The sequence below is a fragment of the Bartonella grahamii subsp. shimonis genome (assembly GCF_036327415.1).
In the GTDB taxonomy this organism is placed as follows: domain Bacteria; phylum Pseudomonadota; class Alphaproteobacteria; order Rhizobiales; family Rhizobiaceae; genus Bartonella; species Bartonella shimonis.
In genome coordinates this window covers 1677584-1694546 of sequence record NZ_CP123961.1, presented here as the reverse complement: position 1 = coordinate 1694546, position 16963 = coordinate 1677584, and the positions used below count along the sequence as shown (strand labels likewise).

Sequence of the window (16963 nt, the reverse complement as noted above, 5' to 3'; positions counted from 1 at the left end):
CTTTTCTGTGGGATCTTTTGTGAAGAATTTTTTAAATTCTGCATTTATTTGTGTATGCATATATGAATTTTAGGGTTATACTTCTGTGATTTAAAGAACTGGAGTGTGAAGTGGAGACGTTTTATGGCATCAGCAGCAGAGCAATTTGCTTCCAATATAAACTTCGGTACCTTTTCGCGTGCAACTGAATTAAAGAAACGCATCTGGTTTACTCTGTCTGCACTTCTTGTATATCGTTTTGGTACTTACATCTCTCTTCCAGGTATTAATATCGATGCTTTGCGGCAAACATTTGAACATCATGCGTCGGGTGTATTAGGACTCTTTAATATGTTTGCTGGAGGTGCCGTTGGGCGTATGGCTATTTTTGCGCTGGGTATTATGCCTTATATATCGGCATCTATTATTGTGCAATTGTTAACATCTATTATTCCTTCTTTGGAGACTCTTAAAAAAGAAGGGGAATTAGGTCGTAAGATTATCAATCAATATACGCGTTATGTAACAGTAGTATTGGCAATTCTACAAGCTTTTGGTATTGCGGTTGCGCTTGAAAGCGGTATAGGGACAGGGCTTCAAATTGTTTTAGAGCCAGGTCTTATGTTTCGTATTTCTTCTGTTATTACACTCGTTGGGGGAACCATGTTTCTCATGTGGCTTGGCGAGCAAATTACGTCACGTGGTGTTGGTAATGGGGTTTCTCTTATCATTTTTACGGGGATTGTAGCCAATTTCCCTTCTACTTTTGCTCAACTTTTGACAGCTCATAGTCAGGCTGATTTATCAACTTTTCTTTTAATAGGAATCATCCTTATTGCTGTTTTGGTTATTGGGCTTATTGTTTTTATAGAGCGTGCGCAACGGCGAATTCTTATCCAATATCCGAAACGTCAGGTCGGTAATCAAATGTTTCAAGGAGATATGTCGCATCTTCCTTTAAAGTTGAATACTGCTGGTGTTATTCCACCTATTTTTGCTTCATCTTTATTATTATTACCTGCCACTATTAATAATTTTTCTGATAAAATGCCTCAATGGGTTCAGACGATTTCTTATGCTCTTGGTCATGGACAGCCGCTTTATATGATTGTTTATGCATTTTTAATGGCGTTTTTTTGCTTTTTTTATACAGCTATTGTGTTTAATCCAAGTGATACTGCGGATCAGTTGAAAAAACATTCTGGTTTTATTCCAGGGATTCGTCCAGGTGAGCGTACAGCCGAATATATTGATTACGTTTTGACGCGTATTACTGTTGTGGGCGCTGTTTATATTATCTTGGTTTGTTTATTACCTGAATTTATGATATCTGCATTACAGGTTCCTTTTTATCTTGGGGGAACGTCCTTGTTGATTGTTGTTACTGTTACACTTGATACGGTTGCTCAAATTCAGGGGCATCTTGTTGCCCACCAATATGAAGGGTTGATAAAAAAATCAAAACTTCGTGGAGGTAGAAGGAATCGATGAGAGTTATTCTTTTAGGTCCTCCTGGAGCAGGAAAAGGTACGCAAGCAAAAATGTTGACTGAGGAATATAACATTCCTCATTTATCAACAGGGGATATGTTGCGTGAGGTGATTGCCAAAGAAACGGAGATTGGTAAAAAAGCTAAAGCTGTTATAAGTTCTGGTGCTTTGGTTCCTGATAGTATTGTTAACCAAATCGTATCAGATCGGATTGATGGAACTGATTGTGTAAACGGTTTTGTTTTGGATGGATATCCGCGAACTGTGGGGCAGGCAGAAGCATTACAACAGATTTTGCAGTCAAAAAATACACGGCTTAATGCTGTTATTGAGTTGTGTGTTGATGAAGACGTGTTGATTGAACGTATGAAGAAGCGCGTTGAGGAAACAATAGCGGCTGGTGGACAGGTCCGTTTAGATGACAATCCTGTTGCTTTTGCAAAGAGATTAACAGAATATCGTGAAAAAACAGCTCCCTTATCAAAATTTTATTCAGAGAGGGGAATGTTGAAGGTCATTGATGGAATGATTGGTATTGCTGAAGTGACACGTGTGATTAGGGATTTTCTTTCATGAGATTTTTTAGAAATAAATGAAAAGAGTTGACTTTTGAGATAAAATCTATCAAAAACAAATTTAATTTATTTTAGTGAAATAAGAGGATTCGGAAGGATTTTTTTCTGAGTCTGTTTTTTTCTGTAAGGTATATCAGGTACTTTATAACAATTTGTCAAAATAACTAAGGAGAGTAGGCGTGGCTCGTATTGCTGGCGTCAATATCCCGACAAATAAGCGTGTAATTATTGCGCTTCAATATATCCACGGGATTGGACCAAAATTTGCTCAAGAAATTGTTGAAAGAGTTGGCATTCCCTTGGGGCGTCGTGTGCATGAACTTTCAGATGCTGAGGTGCTGCAGATTCGTGAGGCGATAGATCAGGGCTATCAAGTTGAAGGTGATCTTCGTCGTGAGGTTGCTATGAATGTTAAGCGTTTGATGGACCTTGGTTGTTATCGAGGATTGCGTCATCGCCGGTCTTTGCCTGTTCGAGGGCAGCGTACACATACGAATGCTCGTACACGTAAAGGGCCAGCTAAGGCAATTGCCGGTAAGAAGAAATAAGGGCCTTTGTGGAAGGTTTTTATATATTCTATTTCCTTGTTTGATTTGTTTGACAAGGAAAAGAAGGTGGAGCTGCTGATGTTACGGCAGTGATGAGATCGTTGAAAGGGAAATTATGGCCAAGGAAGCCACACGTGTTCGTCGTCGCGAACGTAAAAATATTACATCGGGTGTTGTGCATATTAATTCAACATTTAATAACACAATGATTACTATTACTGATGCTCAGGGTAATGCAATTGCTTGGTCATCTGCAGGGGCTCAGGGGTTTAAGGGTGCGCGTAAATCGACACCTTTTGCTGCTCAAGTTGCTGCAGAGGATTGTGCAAGAAAAGCGCAAGAGCATGGTATGCGTTCTTTGGAAGTTGAAGTTTGTGGACCTGGATCAGGGCGTGAATCTGCTCTACGTGCGTTGCAATCTGTTGGTTTTGTCATTACTTCTATTCGTGATGTAACACCAATTCCTCATAATGGGTGTCGTCCGCGGAAAAGGCGGCGTGTTTAATTGGGTGTTGTTTTTTGTTGTCGGAGATCTCTCTGATGTTCACATTGGTCGTTACGATTGAATGGTAACGGAACTAAAGAACGGGAATAAAAATATGATCCAGAAAAACTGGCAGGAACTTATTAAACCCAATAAGGTTGAATCATGTGCGCATGATAATCCAAATATTATAAGTGTGATTGCTGAGCCTCTTGAGCGGGGTTTTGGCTTAACATTAGGAAATGCACTTCGTCGCGTGTTGTTATCTTCGCTTCGTGGTGCTGCTATTACTGCTGTGCAGATTGACGGTGTCTTACATGAGTTTTCATCGATTCCGGGTGTGCGTGAGGATGTTACGGATATTATTCTGAATATAAAAGAAATTGCGCTTCGTATGGAAGAAGAAGGTCCTAAACGTGTCGTTGTTTATAAAGAGGGCCCTGGTGTTGTGAAGGCGGGAGATATCAGTACTGTTGGGGATATGAAAATTCTAAATCCAGATCATGTTATTTGTACTCTTGATGAAGATGCTGAAATTCGTATGGAATTTATTGTCAACACAGGAAAGGGGTATGTTCCATCTGATCGTAATTGTGTTGATGATGCACGTATAGGGCTTATTCCAATTGATAGTCTTTATTCACCAATTCGTAAAGTGTCTTATAAAGTGGAAAATACGCGTGAAGGTCAAGTTTTGGATTATGATAAATTGACCTTAACGATTGAAACGAATGGTGCTGTTAATGGAGAGGATGCTGTTGCTTTTGCAGCACGCATTCTTCAGGATCAATTATCGTTATTTATTAACTTTGAAGAGCCACAAAAGGAGCCTATTGAAGAGGCTGATTCTGAGCTTTCTTTTAATCCTGCACTTCTTAAAAAAGTGGATGAATTAGAACTTTCAGTTCGTTCGGCGAATTGTCTTAAGAATGATAATATTGTCTATATTGGTGATCTTATTCAAAAAACAGAATCTGAAATGCTTCGGACACCGAATTTTGGTCGCAAATCGTTGAATGAGATTAAAGAAGTCTTGGCATGTATGGGTTTACATCTTGGGATGGAAATTCCTGCGTGGCCGCCTGAAAACATTGATGATCTTGCAAAACGTTATGAAGATCAATATTAAAATTAGAATTTAAGGAGAGGGCTTATGCGCCATAGTAAGTCAGGACGCAAGTTGAGTCGTACTGCCAGTCACCGTAAAGCGATGTTTGCAAATATGGCAACTTCGTTGATCGAGCATGAGCAGATTATGACAACGCTTCCAAAGGCTAAAGAAATCCGTCCTATTGTTGAAAAACTCGTTACTCTTGGTAAGCGTGGTGGTTTGCATGCGCGTCGGCAAGCAATTGCAGTACTTCGTGATGCAGGAAAGGTTGCAAAATTATTTGATACGCTTGCGCCACGTTATGCATCACGCAACGGTGGATATTTGCGTATTATGAAAGCGGGGTTTCGCACCGGTGATAATGCGCCCATGGCTGTTATAGAATTTGTTGATCGTGATGTTGAGGCGAAGGGTGCTGGGGATCGTGCTCGCATGGAGGCTTCTGAGAATGAAAAGAGGACATCTTCGTAGAGTTTTTTTATTCTGTTGGATTTTTAAAGACCGCCTTGTCTTAGGCGGTTTTTTTGTAAGCATTTTTAAGTTTGTTTTAGTTGAGAAATAGGTGCAGAGAGAAAATTATAGGATATTGAATTATCTTATTTTTATAATATTTTTTGTTCAAATAGTTTTTATTCTCTATTATGAAATATTAATAGAGGTCCTTAATTTGCGGGGATGAGTTTTTTAATTCTATTAATCTTCAACAGAATGTGCTGATTTTATAAGGAGTGGATTATGAGGTATTCTTTTTGGGTGCGGATTTTTTTTGCAATTATGATGCAGATATCATTTGATCATGTATATGCTCATGTTCCTCAAACACAAACAGAAATTACTCTTTCTTTTGCTCCTTTAGTTAAAAAGACAGTTCCATCTGTTGTAAATATTTATGCAGCTCGACAAATTAGAGCACGATCACCTTTTGAAGGCGATCCATTTTTTGAGCAATTTTTTGGTCGTTTTCAAAATAAATTTCCTATTCGCAAGCAATCGTCATTAGGATCAGGGGTGATTGTTGATGCACGTGGTTTGATTGTTACAAATTACCACGTCATTAAAGATGCAAGCGAAATTAAAGTGGCTTTTTCTGATGGGCGGGAGTTTGAGAGTAAGATTGTGCTCAAAGATGAAGCAACTGATATTGCAATTCTTGAAGTCGAGGAAAAAGATGCTCAATTCCCTGTTCTTTCTTTGGGAAATTCTGATGCTGTTGAAGTTGGTGATCTTGTTCTTGCTATTGGTAATCCTTTTGGTGTTGGTCAAACAGTTACAAGTGGTATTGTTTCAGCGCAAGCGCGTACACGTGTTGGGATTTCTGATTTTGACTTTTTTATTCAAACAGACGCGGCCATTAATCCAGGGAATTCTGGTGGCGCTTTAATTGATATGAAAGGGCAGTTAATCGGAATTAATACGGCTATTTATTCGCGTTCTGGTGGTTCTGTAGGGATTGGTTTTGCTATTCCAGTTAATCTTGTAAAAGTGATGCTTGATACTGTTAAACGCGGTGGAAAATATTTTGTGCCGCCTTATATTGGGGCTTCTTTTCAAAATGTTACATCTGATATTGCTGGTGGTTTAGGTTTAGAACGTCCCTATGGTGCTCTGATTATTGAAGTTATCAAAGATAGTCCTGCTGAAAAAGCTGGATTGAAAGTAGGTGATGTTATTTTGAGTGTGCAGGGGGTACGCGTTGATAGTCCAGATAGTCTTGGGTATCGTTTGATGACAGCTGATGTTGAGCATAGTCTTACTTTGGAATATTTACGAAGTGGAAAAACTTTAAAAACACAAATAACACTTTCATCGATATCAGAAACTGCATTTTTAAAATCTGAAAAAATTACGGGTGACAGTCCTCTTGCTGGTGCTGAAGTGTTAGATTTAACACCGCAAAATAGTCGACGTTTTCATCTTCCTATATCTGCAAAAGGGGTTGTGATTACCAATCTTGATGAAATGAGTAATGCAGCTGGAATTTTTCAGTCAGGAGATATTCTACGTGTTGTAAATGGCCATAAAATTAAAACAATTCATCAGTTGAAAAAGATTCTTATGCAAGCTCGTTCGCGTACTTGGCAATTGGAATATGAACGTGATGGTATGTATATTCGCCAATTTATTCGTTGAGGTTTTTTTTGAAGAAAGATTTTTTTACTTCGTCGTTTGATTTTCAAGTTAATAAAAATCAGCCACTTGCAGAAAGAATGCGCCCTGCTTCTCTCAATGATGTTGTAGGACAAAAGCATTTGATTGGGGAGGATGGTTTGCTTTCACGTATGGTGGCGGCTGGCTCAATTGGATCGATGATTTTTTGGGGACCTCCAGGGACGGGAAAAACGACCGTTGCACGTTTGTTGGCTCTTGAAACAAATTTCGCGTTTGAACAGGTTTCTGCTATTTTTACAGGAGTTTCTGAACTTAAAAAGATTTTTGAATTTGCGCAGAGGCGTTTTATATCTGGGGATAAAACACTTCTCTTTGTTGATGAAATTCATCGGTTTAACCGTGCACAGCAGGATAGTTTTCTTCCTGTGATGGAAGATGGTACTGTGGTACTTATAGGTGCGACAACCGAAAATCCTTCTTTTGAACTTAATGCTGCTCTTCTTTCGCGTGCACGTGTTTTAACATTTCTTTCTCATGATCATGAAAGTTTGGACATGCTTTTGAGGCGTGCTGAAGAAGTGGAGGGAAAAATTCTTCCCTTGGATAATGATGCCAGAGACGTTTTGATAGAGATGTCTGATGGTGATGCGCGGGTAGCGTTAACATTGGCAGAGGAAGTTTGGTCTATTGCACCATTGGGAGAGATTCTTGATGTTGTTGCTTTGCAAAAAGTTATTCAGCGTCGTGCGCCCATTTATGATAAAGGACGAGATGGGCATTATAATCTCATTTCAGCGTTGCATAAATCCGTTCGTGGATCTGATCCTGATGCTGCGCTTTATTATTTGGCACGTATGTTGGATGCTGGTGAAGATCCTCTCTATATTGGGCGAAGATTGGTTCGTATGGCAGTTGAAGATGTTGGTTTGGCGGATCCTCAAGCTCTTGTCATTTGTAATGCAGCAAAAGATGCCTATGATTATTTAGGATCACCAGAAGGAGAATTGGCTTTGGCGCAAGCATGTCTTTATGTTGCGACTGCACCAAAGTCAAATGCAACATATCTCGCGTATAAGGCAGCACTGCGTTGTGCGCGCAAAAATGGCTCTTTACCACCTCCTAAGCATATTCTTAATGCTCCTACGAAATTTATGAAGGAGGAAGGGTATGGAAATGGTTATTGTTATGACCATGATGAACCAGATGCTTTTTCAGGACAAGAATATTTTCCCGAAAAACTTGGGCGTCAGAGTTATTATAAACCAGTTGAGCGTGGCTTTGAGCGTGAAATTGTGAAACGTCTTGAGTGGTGGAAACAATTGCGCAAAAAACGTAAAAATCAAAAATAAAATTTGAGTTGAAATACGTTTTTTTATTGATCTCGGATTTATTTTTTATCTCTTATGTTATTGTATGAGAAATTTAGCTTATATTTTAAACATTTATTGCATTGCTTATAGAGATTTTTTGATATTTTCAAAAATGCATATTTTTTATCAAATTTAAATATGCCATTCAATTCTTAAGCAGCTTTATTTTTGTGGTTTTATTAAATAATATATTGATTTATCATGATAATTAACTGTTTTATAAGTTGAAGGAAAGTTTCAAGTACTGTAAATTTCTCTCATTCCAAGCCTGTTATTTGTTGAATCAATTAAATCATTCGTGTGCATGCTACGAGCAGGATTAGCATGTGATAAAAACTATACAAGAAAGGACTAAAAATTCCTCTTATGAATCGTCTCAAGTGCCGAGAGCTATCGCAACATTGGGGATGGTAAATAGTGTGATGCTGCCGACTTGCTCCTTCTTTAGTGTAAAGGTGGTGAGCCCAATATGTTTTAAGTATACCATTCATGGATGTTGTCGCGAAGTGAGCTTGGAAGCGTTGAGAGATTTTTCTTAAATCAAGTGCATGAATATGCCGACACAATAGCATTTTGTTCTTTGATGCAATAGGGTATGAGGTTGATTGATGATGCGTTTTTGTGTGATCAATTGCAGGAGAACTCTTAGTCTCTTAAGTGCTTAATCAAAGGGATAAGCAGAAGGGCTTTAGAACATTGTGTTTAAATTTAAATTGTTCCTTTTCTAGAGAGATATAAATATGTTAACTATGCTCTCATAGAGATATTATTTTATTGGAGTTTACTTATGTGTCATAAGATAAGCAATGCTAATTCTTTATTGTGATGGTTATGAATGTTATGGACATAATGTGGAGATAGGAATGGAAATAGTCTGTGAAAATCTAAACTGAAGCCTTTAGTTAAATTAAAAGTACAGTGTACACTTAAGTTTTAGGTTATTATGAATTGGTCAAGGATATAATCGTGGATAAAACAAAAGCTCTCGATGCTGCTCTCTCACAAATTGAACGTTCTTTTGGTAAAGGCTCGATTATGCGTCTTGGGCAAAAGGAGCAGGTTGTTGAAATTGAAACAGTTCCAACAGGGTCGTTATCCTTGGATATTGCTTTAGGGATTGGTGGACTACCGAAGGGGCGTATTGTTGAGATTTATGGACCAGAAAGTTCAGGGAAAACAACATTGGCTTTACATGCTATTGCTGAAGCACAGAAAGGGGGTGGAATTTGTGCTTTTATTGATGCAGAGCATGCGCTTGATCCTATTTATGCGCGTAAGCTTGGTGTTGATTTAGAAAACTTGTTCATTTCTCAGCCAGATACCGGTGAACAGGCATTGGAAATTACAGAAACGTTGGTTCGTTCTGGTGCAGTTGATGTGCTTGTTGTGGATTCTGTCGCAGCTTTAACACCGCGAGCGGAGATTGACGGTGAAATGGGTGATGCTTTGCCCGGATTGCAAGCGCGGTTAATGAGTAAAGCGTTGCGAAAATTAACAGCAGCAATTTTTCGCTCTAACTGTATGGTTGTCTTTATTAATCAAATTCGCATGAAAATTGGTGTGATGTTTGGTTCTCCCGAAACGACAACGGGTGGAAACGCTTTAAAGTTTTATGCGTCTGTTCGTTTAGATATTCGTCGTATTGGATCCATTAAAGATAGGGATGCAATCGTTGGTAATCAGACGCGCGTTAAAGTGGTGAAGAATAAACTGGCACCTCCATTTAAACAGGTTGAGTTTGATATTATTTATGGTGAAGGTATTTCCAAAGTAGGTGAATTGATTGATTTGGGTGTCAAGGTTGGTATTGTGGAGAAATCTGGTGCATGGTTTTCTTATAATTCTCAGCGTTTAGGACAGGGGCGTGAGAATGCAAAGCAGTTTTTACGTGAACATGCGGAAATAGCTGCAGAGATTGAGGCAGCTTTGCGCCAAAATGCTGGTTTGATTGCGATTGAATTGTTAGAAAATGCAGGGTCAGCAAATATAGAAAGCGATGAAGCCATTTGATGGAGCGTTTTTTTTCGTCTATAATTTCTTCTTTAAGATTTTTCTATTTTTTTGTTGAGTTTTTAAATATACAGTCATTTTTCTCAATTTTTTATAACAAATATTCCATTCTTTGATTAAATTGACTCCATGCGTGGCGAAGAGGATATTTAATGAGGGGGAGTTTTATTTTATGATTTTGTGCTGTATTGAGCAGGTGTCAATATGAATAGTGTTAATAATATCCGGTCAATATTTTTAGATTATTTTCATCGTAATGGGCATAAAGTTCTTTCTTCTAGCCCTCTTGTTCCACGTAATGATCCTACACTCATGTTTACAAATGCTGGAATGGTGCAGTTTAAAAATGTTTTTACTGGACTTGAACAACCTCCTTATAAGCAGGCAACAACGGCACAAAAATGTGTTCGTGCGGGTGGAAAGCATAATGATCTTGATAATGTTGGTTATACAGCACGCCATCATACATTTTTTGAAATGTTGGGTAATTTTTCTTTCGGTGATTATTTCAAAGAAGAAGCCATTTTTTTATCATGGAATCTTTTAACGAAGGAATTTTGCTTACCAAAAGATAAATTGTTGGTGACAGTTTATCAGAGTGATGATGTTGCTGCTGAACTGTGGCGTAAAATTTCAGGTCTTCCAGATGAAAAAATTGTCCGTATTGCGACGGCTGATAATTTTTGGTCGATGGGCGAAACAGGTCCTTGCGGTCCTTGTTCAGAGATTTTTTATGATCATGGCGATGAAATCTGGGGCGGTCCTCCTGGAAGTATGGAAGAAAATGGCGATCGCTTTATTGAGATTTGGAATCTTGTTTTTATGCAATATGAGCAAATTTCCAAGGAAGAACGTGTTGGCTTGCCTCATCCTTCTATTGATACCGGTATGGGATTAGAGCGTATTGCTGCTGTTTTGCAGGGTGTTCATGATAATTATGATATTGATCTTTTTCGTGCATTAATTGGTGCCTCACAGGAGATAACAGGGGTTGAAGCAACGGGTGATTTTATTGCCAGCCATCGTGTCATTGCTGATCATCTTCGCTCATCGGCATTTTTAATTGCTGATGGTGTTCTTCCTTCTAACGAAGGACGAGGATATGTTCTACGTCGTATTATGCGTCGAGCTATGCGTCATGCACATCTTCTTGGTGCTAAAGAGCCCTTAATGTGGCGACTTTTGCCTGCTTTAAACCGCGAAATGGGAGAGGCCTATCCTGAATTGATGCGTGCTGAATCTTTGATTTCAGAAACTTTAAGGTTAGAAGAAATACGTTTTCGTAAAACGCTTGAACGAGGACTTGGTTTGTTAAATGAAGCAAGTGCCGATCTTAAAGAAGGAGATCATTTAAATGGTGAAGTTGCTTTCAAGCTTTATGATACCTATGGTTTTCCGCTTGATTTAACGCAGGATGTTTTGCGGCGTCGTGGGATATCTGTTGATGTTGATACCTTTGATAAAGCGATGGAACGTCAAAAAGAGGAAGCGCGTGCCAATTGGTCTGGTTCTGGGGAAGCTGTAACAGAAAAGATCTGGTTTTCTATTCATGATAAAGTGGGGGCTACAGAATTTTTGGGTTATGAAACAGAAACGGCTAAAGGCATTCTTACAGCTCTTGTGTGTGATGGTAAACTCGTTGATCATATTTCTTCAGGTCAGAAAGCTATACTTGTTGTTAATCAGACACCTTTTTATGGTGAATCTGGGGGGCAGATTGGTGATAGCGGTATCATTTCTAATGAAGATTTTATTTTTGAGGTGCATGATACTCAGAGAAAAGGCGATGGTCTTTTTATTCATATTGGAGAAGTAAAATCTGGTCAGGCATCGAGGTCTGATTGTGTAGAATTAACCGTTGATATTGTTCGTCGTAAAAAAATTTGTGTAAATCATTCTGCTACTCATTTGTTACATGAAGCTTTACGACAAGTTTTGGGATCTCATGTTACACAAAAGGGCTCTCTTGTATCGCCAGATCGATTGCGTTTTGATTTTTCTCATCCAAAATCTGTTTCTTTGGAAGAATTGAAAAAAATAGAAGATTTAGCAAATGAGATTATTTTGCAAAATAGTGAAGTAACAACGTGTCTCATGGCTGTAGATGATGCAATTTCTGAAGGTGCAATGGCATTATTTGGTGAAAAATATGGTGATGAAGTTCGTGTTGTTTCTATGGGGGAGCCACTTGAACAGGAAAGATTAAAAAAGCGTTGGTCAATAGAGCTTTGTGGGGGTACACATGTGGAACGAACAGGTGATATCGGTTTGATTCATATTATTTCTGAAAGTTCTGTAGCTGCTGGAGTGCGGCGTATTGAAGCCTTAACAGGCAAAGAAGCACGTCTTTATCTTAGCCGCCAAGATGAACGTGTTCATGAAATTGCTGATCTTTTAAAAACTTCTTCTGCTGGCGTGGAAGAACGGGTGCGAATTTTGCTTGATGACCGTCGTAAACTTGAAAAAGAATTGAATGATGTACGCAAGAAAATGATGTTGAGTGGTGGAATAAGAGAAAGGAGCCAAGGCGATATTACCATCATTAATGGGCTTTCTTTTACCGGACGCGTTGTTAAAAATATTTTACCACGGGATCTTAAAGCACTCGTCGATTCTGAGAAAAAACAAATCGGATCTGGAGTGGTTGCTTTTATTAGTGTTTCGGATGATGGAAAAGGGAGTGCTGTTGTCGGCGTTACGGATGATTTAACGGGTAAGTTAAATGCTGTTGATCTCGTTCGTATTCTTTCAGCTATGCTTGGTGGTAAAGGTGGAGGTGGTCGTCCTGATATGGCGCAGGCTGGTGGTCCTGAGGGGAACAAAGCTGATGAGGCATTTGCGGCACTAAAAGATTTTTTGGAAAAAAATTAAACAATGAAATCATTCTGCATAGGTGTTTTTTACATTTTTATATTGGATTGCATCTAAGTATCACGAATATCTGTCTGGTGTCTTTCTGAAATGCAGATACAGGGGGAAAAATACAATGTGTAAAGATAAAAACAGTGTTTGTCTTTATCATTACTTTTTCATTTGGCTTTATAGCTTCCAAGCGTTTCAGGAGTTACCGTTTTAAGATAAGATAAATTATGCAGCACTTCATGCTTTGCTGTATATTCTTTTACTAGGAGTACTAGTTATTATGTTGCTCTTATAGATTTTTTTGAAGAAATATCTCTTTTTATGAAAGGAATAATACAAGATTTATTGCATACGATTATCCTTATAAAGTTATAAACTATCATTATTCTATTAGCTTCCAAATAACTAAAATTCCTTTCCTTGAAAAAACTTATACAAGGGTTGTTGTATCTTAGAGCTATTGTATTGTCTCCATTTTGCTTGTTATGTACAAGAAAGCAGTTTTTTGATTTATCATTAAAAGGTCTTTAAAAAATATTTTCCTATCTTTATGAGGCTTTATTACAAGTTATAAAGTAATAAATTATCTATATAAATCAAAGAAATGTTACATAAATCTAAAGATTTAGATTAATGTCTAATTTATTATGTTATTATTTTTTTAATAAGTCGCTTTATAATGATAATTTATCGTTTCAAATTCTGTGTATGTTAAATTAATCAAAATCATTCACGGATGTCGTTGTGAAATGTGTTTAGGAGCATTGAGAAATGTTTCTTAAAAAAGCCATATAAATATGCAGAATGGTGACGTTTTGTTCTTTATGGAAAACCTCTAAAGAACGTGATAAACAAAAGTGCAAAACAATATATAATATTCATTATTTGAAAGCTATTGCTTTAGTTCGTTTTGAAATTCGTAAAGCTGAGTTAAAAGAAAACGGTAAAACGGTAAAATTGGAAGTTATTTTTACCTTTACGTTTTTATATTTTCCCTAAATGAGAGTGTATACTCGTTAATATGTACAGATATAGGACAATATTTTTGTCTCAATCTAGTAAAATTGCAATAGCAGAGAAAATACTAAATTGTTTTAATATTGGGCTTAAACACCTAAAATGGATTGTGGCATTTTTAGAAATCTTTTTACTTGTATCATATAAGCGCTTTTGTTGTATTGAGGAGGATTTTTTGCATAAGATTTATGAAGAGTATCGTTTTTATGATGCTATGGCTTCATGTAAGGGGATAATATTTTCTCCTTCTCTTTCTGGTGGTTTGATTGTTAAACCACTTGTCTTTAAAAATTTAGAGAAACGTCCCCCTTTATCGATCAATTCTTGAAAGTTTCCTTTTTCCATTAAGTAACCATGTTCCAGAAAGAGTATCACATCAGCATTGCGTACTGTTGAGAGGCGATGCGCTATAATAAAAGTAGTGCGGTTATGGCGTATGCAATCGAGAGCATCTTTGACACGTGCTTCTGTTTCAACATCAAGAGCGCTTGTTGCTTCATCTAGAATGAGAATAGGGGCATTTTTTAAAACAGCGCGTGCAATTGCTAGTCGCTGTTTTTCTCCACCTGATAATTGAGATCCTCGTTCGCCCACCATTGTGTTATAGCAATCGGCTTTTTTTAGAATAAAATCGTGAGCTTCTGCTATTTTTGCAGCTTCATAAAGTTCTTCATTCGTTGCGCTCGCTTTTCCTATTGAGATATTGTCATGAATAGTACGGTTGAAAAGCCCCGAGTCTTGAAATACTGTTGCTAGAGATTTACGTAAAGATTCGTGATTGATCGAGCATATATTTATTCCATCAATGGAGATATGCCCAAAGGTAGGGTCATATACGCGCTGTAACAGATTGATCAATGTTGTCTTCCCAGCCCCTGTTGGTCCTACAATCGCAACAGTTTGTCCTGCTTTAACCTCAAAGGAAATATCAAAAACACCTTGAGAAGAATTTGGAAATTTATAGGTCACGTGATGAAATTGTATGGCGCCTTTAACATTTTGGAGGGAAGGGAGATTTTGCGGTTCGTTGGCATGAAAGGTTGAGTCTTCCATTTCAAAAAATTCCTGCAGTTTTGCTTGTGAGGATATTGTACAATTAATAAAATTGCTCATTTGGTCTAGACGGCCAATCATGAGTTGTGCAAATCCAACAAAAGCAACGACTTCACCTACTCGTAATTGACCTCTTGTAACAAAAAAAGCTCCAAGAAGTAGAACACAAACGATTGAAATTGTTGAAGCCATTCGATTTAAGCCACTGGCGAGTGCCCACCAATTGAGAACAGGATTTTGTGCTTTAAGCAGAGCATTTGTATGTTGATGCAGTATAGAAGTTTCTTCTTTTATTCGGTTATAACTTTGTACAATAGAAACATTAGAGATTGAATCACTGACATGTTTAAAAAGGTTGTGGTGGTAGTATTCTACGGCGGCTTGTCCGTCTTTTGTTTTTCGCATCACTAAACGTGCAATTAATATGTAGATGATGGCAAGCACAACCAAGATTATTGAAAGACGCCAATTCATATTAAACGCTATGGGGATGAGAACTAATAAGGCGACAAGCGTTGAGAGGTGTTGGCGCATAAAATCAAGCCATATGGTTGACATGGAGTCTATCGCGCGCAAAAGTGTATGGAGTGCGTTAGAAGTTCCGCGTTGTTGATGCCAAATTAAAGGCATGGCAATGATACGTTCGAAAGATTCCGTTAAAACCGTTAAGCGGCGTCTATGGGCTAAGCGGTCAGCACCGCGGGCAACAAGGACATAAGCAATAATATGTGAAAGTCCAAAACAAACCCAAAGGGTAAGAGTAGGAATGATAGCTGATTTTTCTGAAATAGAATCAATAACGCGTCCGAATAAAATAGGCTCTGCAATAGTGATAATAGCTAACATAACATTAGCGGTACAGATTAAAAGGGATGCATTTTTTTCTCTATTTAGGTAAGTGAGAACACGTGTATAGGTTTTGAATAAGGACACGGTTAATTATCTCCATTTGCTATTAAGCGTAAAGGCTGTTGATTTATAACGCTTAGTTTTTAGCTAATAAAATTTGGACGTTACGAAAAGGCAATTTTGGATACTAACTGTAATATGGTGTGATAAAGCCAACTAAAATATGAATTTTTGTATTTATAAAGGCGCAAAAATAGAACAATAAAATTATCAGGTAAAAAATATTGGGCAGAGAAAATTATCAGGTAAGGGAACTTTTATGGCAAGCGTAGAAATAAAAAAAGTTGAGGCAGATGAAAATGGAATGCGCTTAGATCGCTGGTTTAAAGTGCATTACCCAGGACTTGGTTTTGGAGCTTTGCAAAAATTATTGCGTTCTGGTCAGATACGGGTTGATGGTGGACGCGTTAAAGCCGATACGCGTCTTTGTATGGGGCAGGCTGTTCGTATTCCACCTATTCCTATTAATAATAAGGAAAATCTTTCAATAACGCATAAAACACTTCGTGGGCAGGATGATGGAACCGTTTTGAAAAAAATGCTGCTTTATGAAGATCAAAAGGTCTTTGTTTTTAATAAACCAGCTGGGTTGGCTGTACAAGGAGGCTCTGGTTTAACACGTCATATGGATAGTATGCTTGAGGTATGGCGCAATAAAAAAGGTGAAAAGCCGCGTTTGGTTCATCGTCTTGATCGTGAGACGTCGGGTGTGCTTATTGTTGCGCGATCAAGGGGAGCTGCTCAGTCCTTAACAGCTGCTTTTAGAGCACGAGAAACAAAAAAGACTTATTGGGCGTTGGTTCGGGGCGTGCCTAAAAAAAAGCAGGACAAAATTTCAACGTGGATGGTTAAGGAAATGACTGCACAAGGTGACAAAATGCGCGTTTGTGAACATGGGGAGCCAGATTCACATCATGCGGTTTCCTATTATCGCGTTTTAGATACGCGAGGGCGGGCTCTTTCGTGGCTTGAAATGGAACCCTATACAGGGAGAACACATCAGCTTCGTGTGCATGCTGCCCATATGGATCATCCTATCATTGGCGATACAAAGTATTTTTTTTCTGATAGTAATTGGACATTACCAGGAGGAATTCAAAACCGTCTTCATCTTCATGCACGTCGTATTCGTATTCCTCATCCATCAGGAGGAATATTGGATATTGTTGCACCTTTACCACCTCATATGGTCCAAAGTTTTAATCTTTTGTCTTTTAATGAGAGTGATGCTGAAACAGAGTAAAGAAACTTCATTTGTTCTTTTTAATTGATACAAATTTTGTCTATAAATTTGATTTGATAAGATGAATAAGGCATCATTTGGAGAAAGTTTTTGATAAGTTAATCGCTATGAGAAAACTGTGTTTTTGAGTGATGAAATTTTCGAATATTGTAAGTTTTCTTTCTACAGTTCTTTATCCATATTGATTGTATTGTTATTTTTGG

Annotated in this window: 12 protein-coding genes; 11 read left to right on the top strand and 1 reads right to left on the bottom strand. The window is 37.9% G+C overall.

Going from position 1 to position 16963, the window contains the following annotated elements; all coding sequences use genetic code 11:
• Positions 1-123 precede the first annotated feature (123 nt).
• The 10 genes from secY (at position 124) to alaS (ending at position 12547) form a co-directional block, all read left to right on the top strand.
• Positions 124-1470, top strand: a complete 1347-nt coding sequence (secY, locus tag QHG57_RS07425) for a preprotein translocase subunit SecY (RefSeq protein ID WP_330168830.1) — start codon at positions 124-126, stop codon at positions 1468-1470.
• On the top strand, positions 1467-2045 hold the full coding sequence (locus QHG57_RS07420; RefSeq protein WP_330167757.1) for an adenylate kinase: 579 nt from the start codon (positions 1467-1469) through the stop codon (positions 2043-2045). Before secY ends, QHG57_RS07420 begins: the two co-directional genes overlap by 4 nt.
• Positions 2046-2223: 178 nt before the next feature.
• Positions 2224-2592 (top strand): 30S ribosomal protein S13, encoded by a 369-nt coding sequence (gene rpsM / locus QHG57_RS07415; protein WP_330167756.1) that lies wholly within the window; start codon positions 2224-2226, stop codon positions 2590-2592.
• A 115-nt stretch (positions 2593-2707) separates the two neighbouring features.
• Positions 2708-3097, top strand: coding sequence for a 30S ribosomal protein S11 (gene rpsK / locus QHG57_RS07410; protein ID WP_330167755.1), 390 nt, complete (start codon positions 2708-2710; stop codon positions 3095-3097).
• Between the two features lie 94 nt (positions 3098-3191).
• On the top strand, positions 3192-4205 hold the full coding sequence (locus tag QHG57_RS07405; RefSeq protein ID WP_330167754.1) for a DNA-directed RNA polymerase subunit alpha: 1014 nt from the start codon (positions 3192-3194) through the stop codon (positions 4203-4205).
• Between the two features lie 24 nt (positions 4206-4229).
• Positions 4230-4658, top strand: coding sequence for a 50S ribosomal protein L17 (gene rplQ / locus QHG57_RS07400; RefSeq protein WP_330167753.1), 429 nt, complete (start codon positions 4230-4232; stop codon positions 4656-4658).
• 264 nt (positions 4659-4922) lie between these two features.
• Positions 4923-6317 carry a DegQ family serine endoprotease gene (locus QHG57_RS07395; RefSeq protein WP_330167752.1) on the top strand — a complete coding sequence of 465 codons (1395 nt, stop codon included), beginning with the start codon at positions 4923-4925 and terminating at the stop codon, positions 6315-6317.
• 8 nt (positions 6318-6325) lie between these two features.
• Complete coding sequence (locus QHG57_RS07390; RefSeq protein ID WP_330169036.1) at positions 6326-7645, top strand: replication-associated recombination protein A; 1320 nt, start codon at positions 6326-6328, stop codon at positions 7643-7645.
• A gap of 987 nt (positions 7646-8632) precedes the next feature.
• On the top strand, positions 8633-9676 hold the full coding sequence (gene recA / locus QHG57_RS07385; RefSeq protein ID WP_330169035.1) for a recombinase RecA: 1044 nt from the start codon (positions 8633-8635) through the stop codon (positions 9674-9676).
• Positions 9677-9880: 204 nt separating this feature from the next.
• Positions 9881-12547 carry an alanine--tRNA ligase gene (gene alaS, locus QHG57_RS07380; RefSeq protein ID WP_330169034.1) on the top strand — a complete coding sequence of 889 codons (2667 nt, stop codon included), beginning with the start codon at positions 9881-9883 and terminating at the stop codon, positions 12545-12547.
• Between the two features lie 1212 nt (positions 12548-13759).
• Here alaS and QHG57_RS07375 read toward each other — a convergent pair.
• Complete coding sequence (locus QHG57_RS07375) at positions 13760-15541, bottom strand: glucan ABC transporter ATP-binding protein/ permease (protein WP_330167748.1); 1782 nt, start codon at positions 15539-15541, stop codon at positions 13760-13762.
• A gap of 235 nt (positions 15542-15776) precedes the next feature.
• On the opposite strand from QHG57_RS07375, the gene QHG57_RS07370 reads away from it, so the two are divergent.
• On the top strand, positions 15777-16760 hold the full coding sequence (locus QHG57_RS07370; RefSeq protein ID WP_330169033.1) for an RluA family pseudouridine synthase: 984 nt from the start codon (positions 15777-15779) through the stop codon (positions 16758-16760).
• Positions 16761-16963 lie beyond the last annotated feature (203 nt).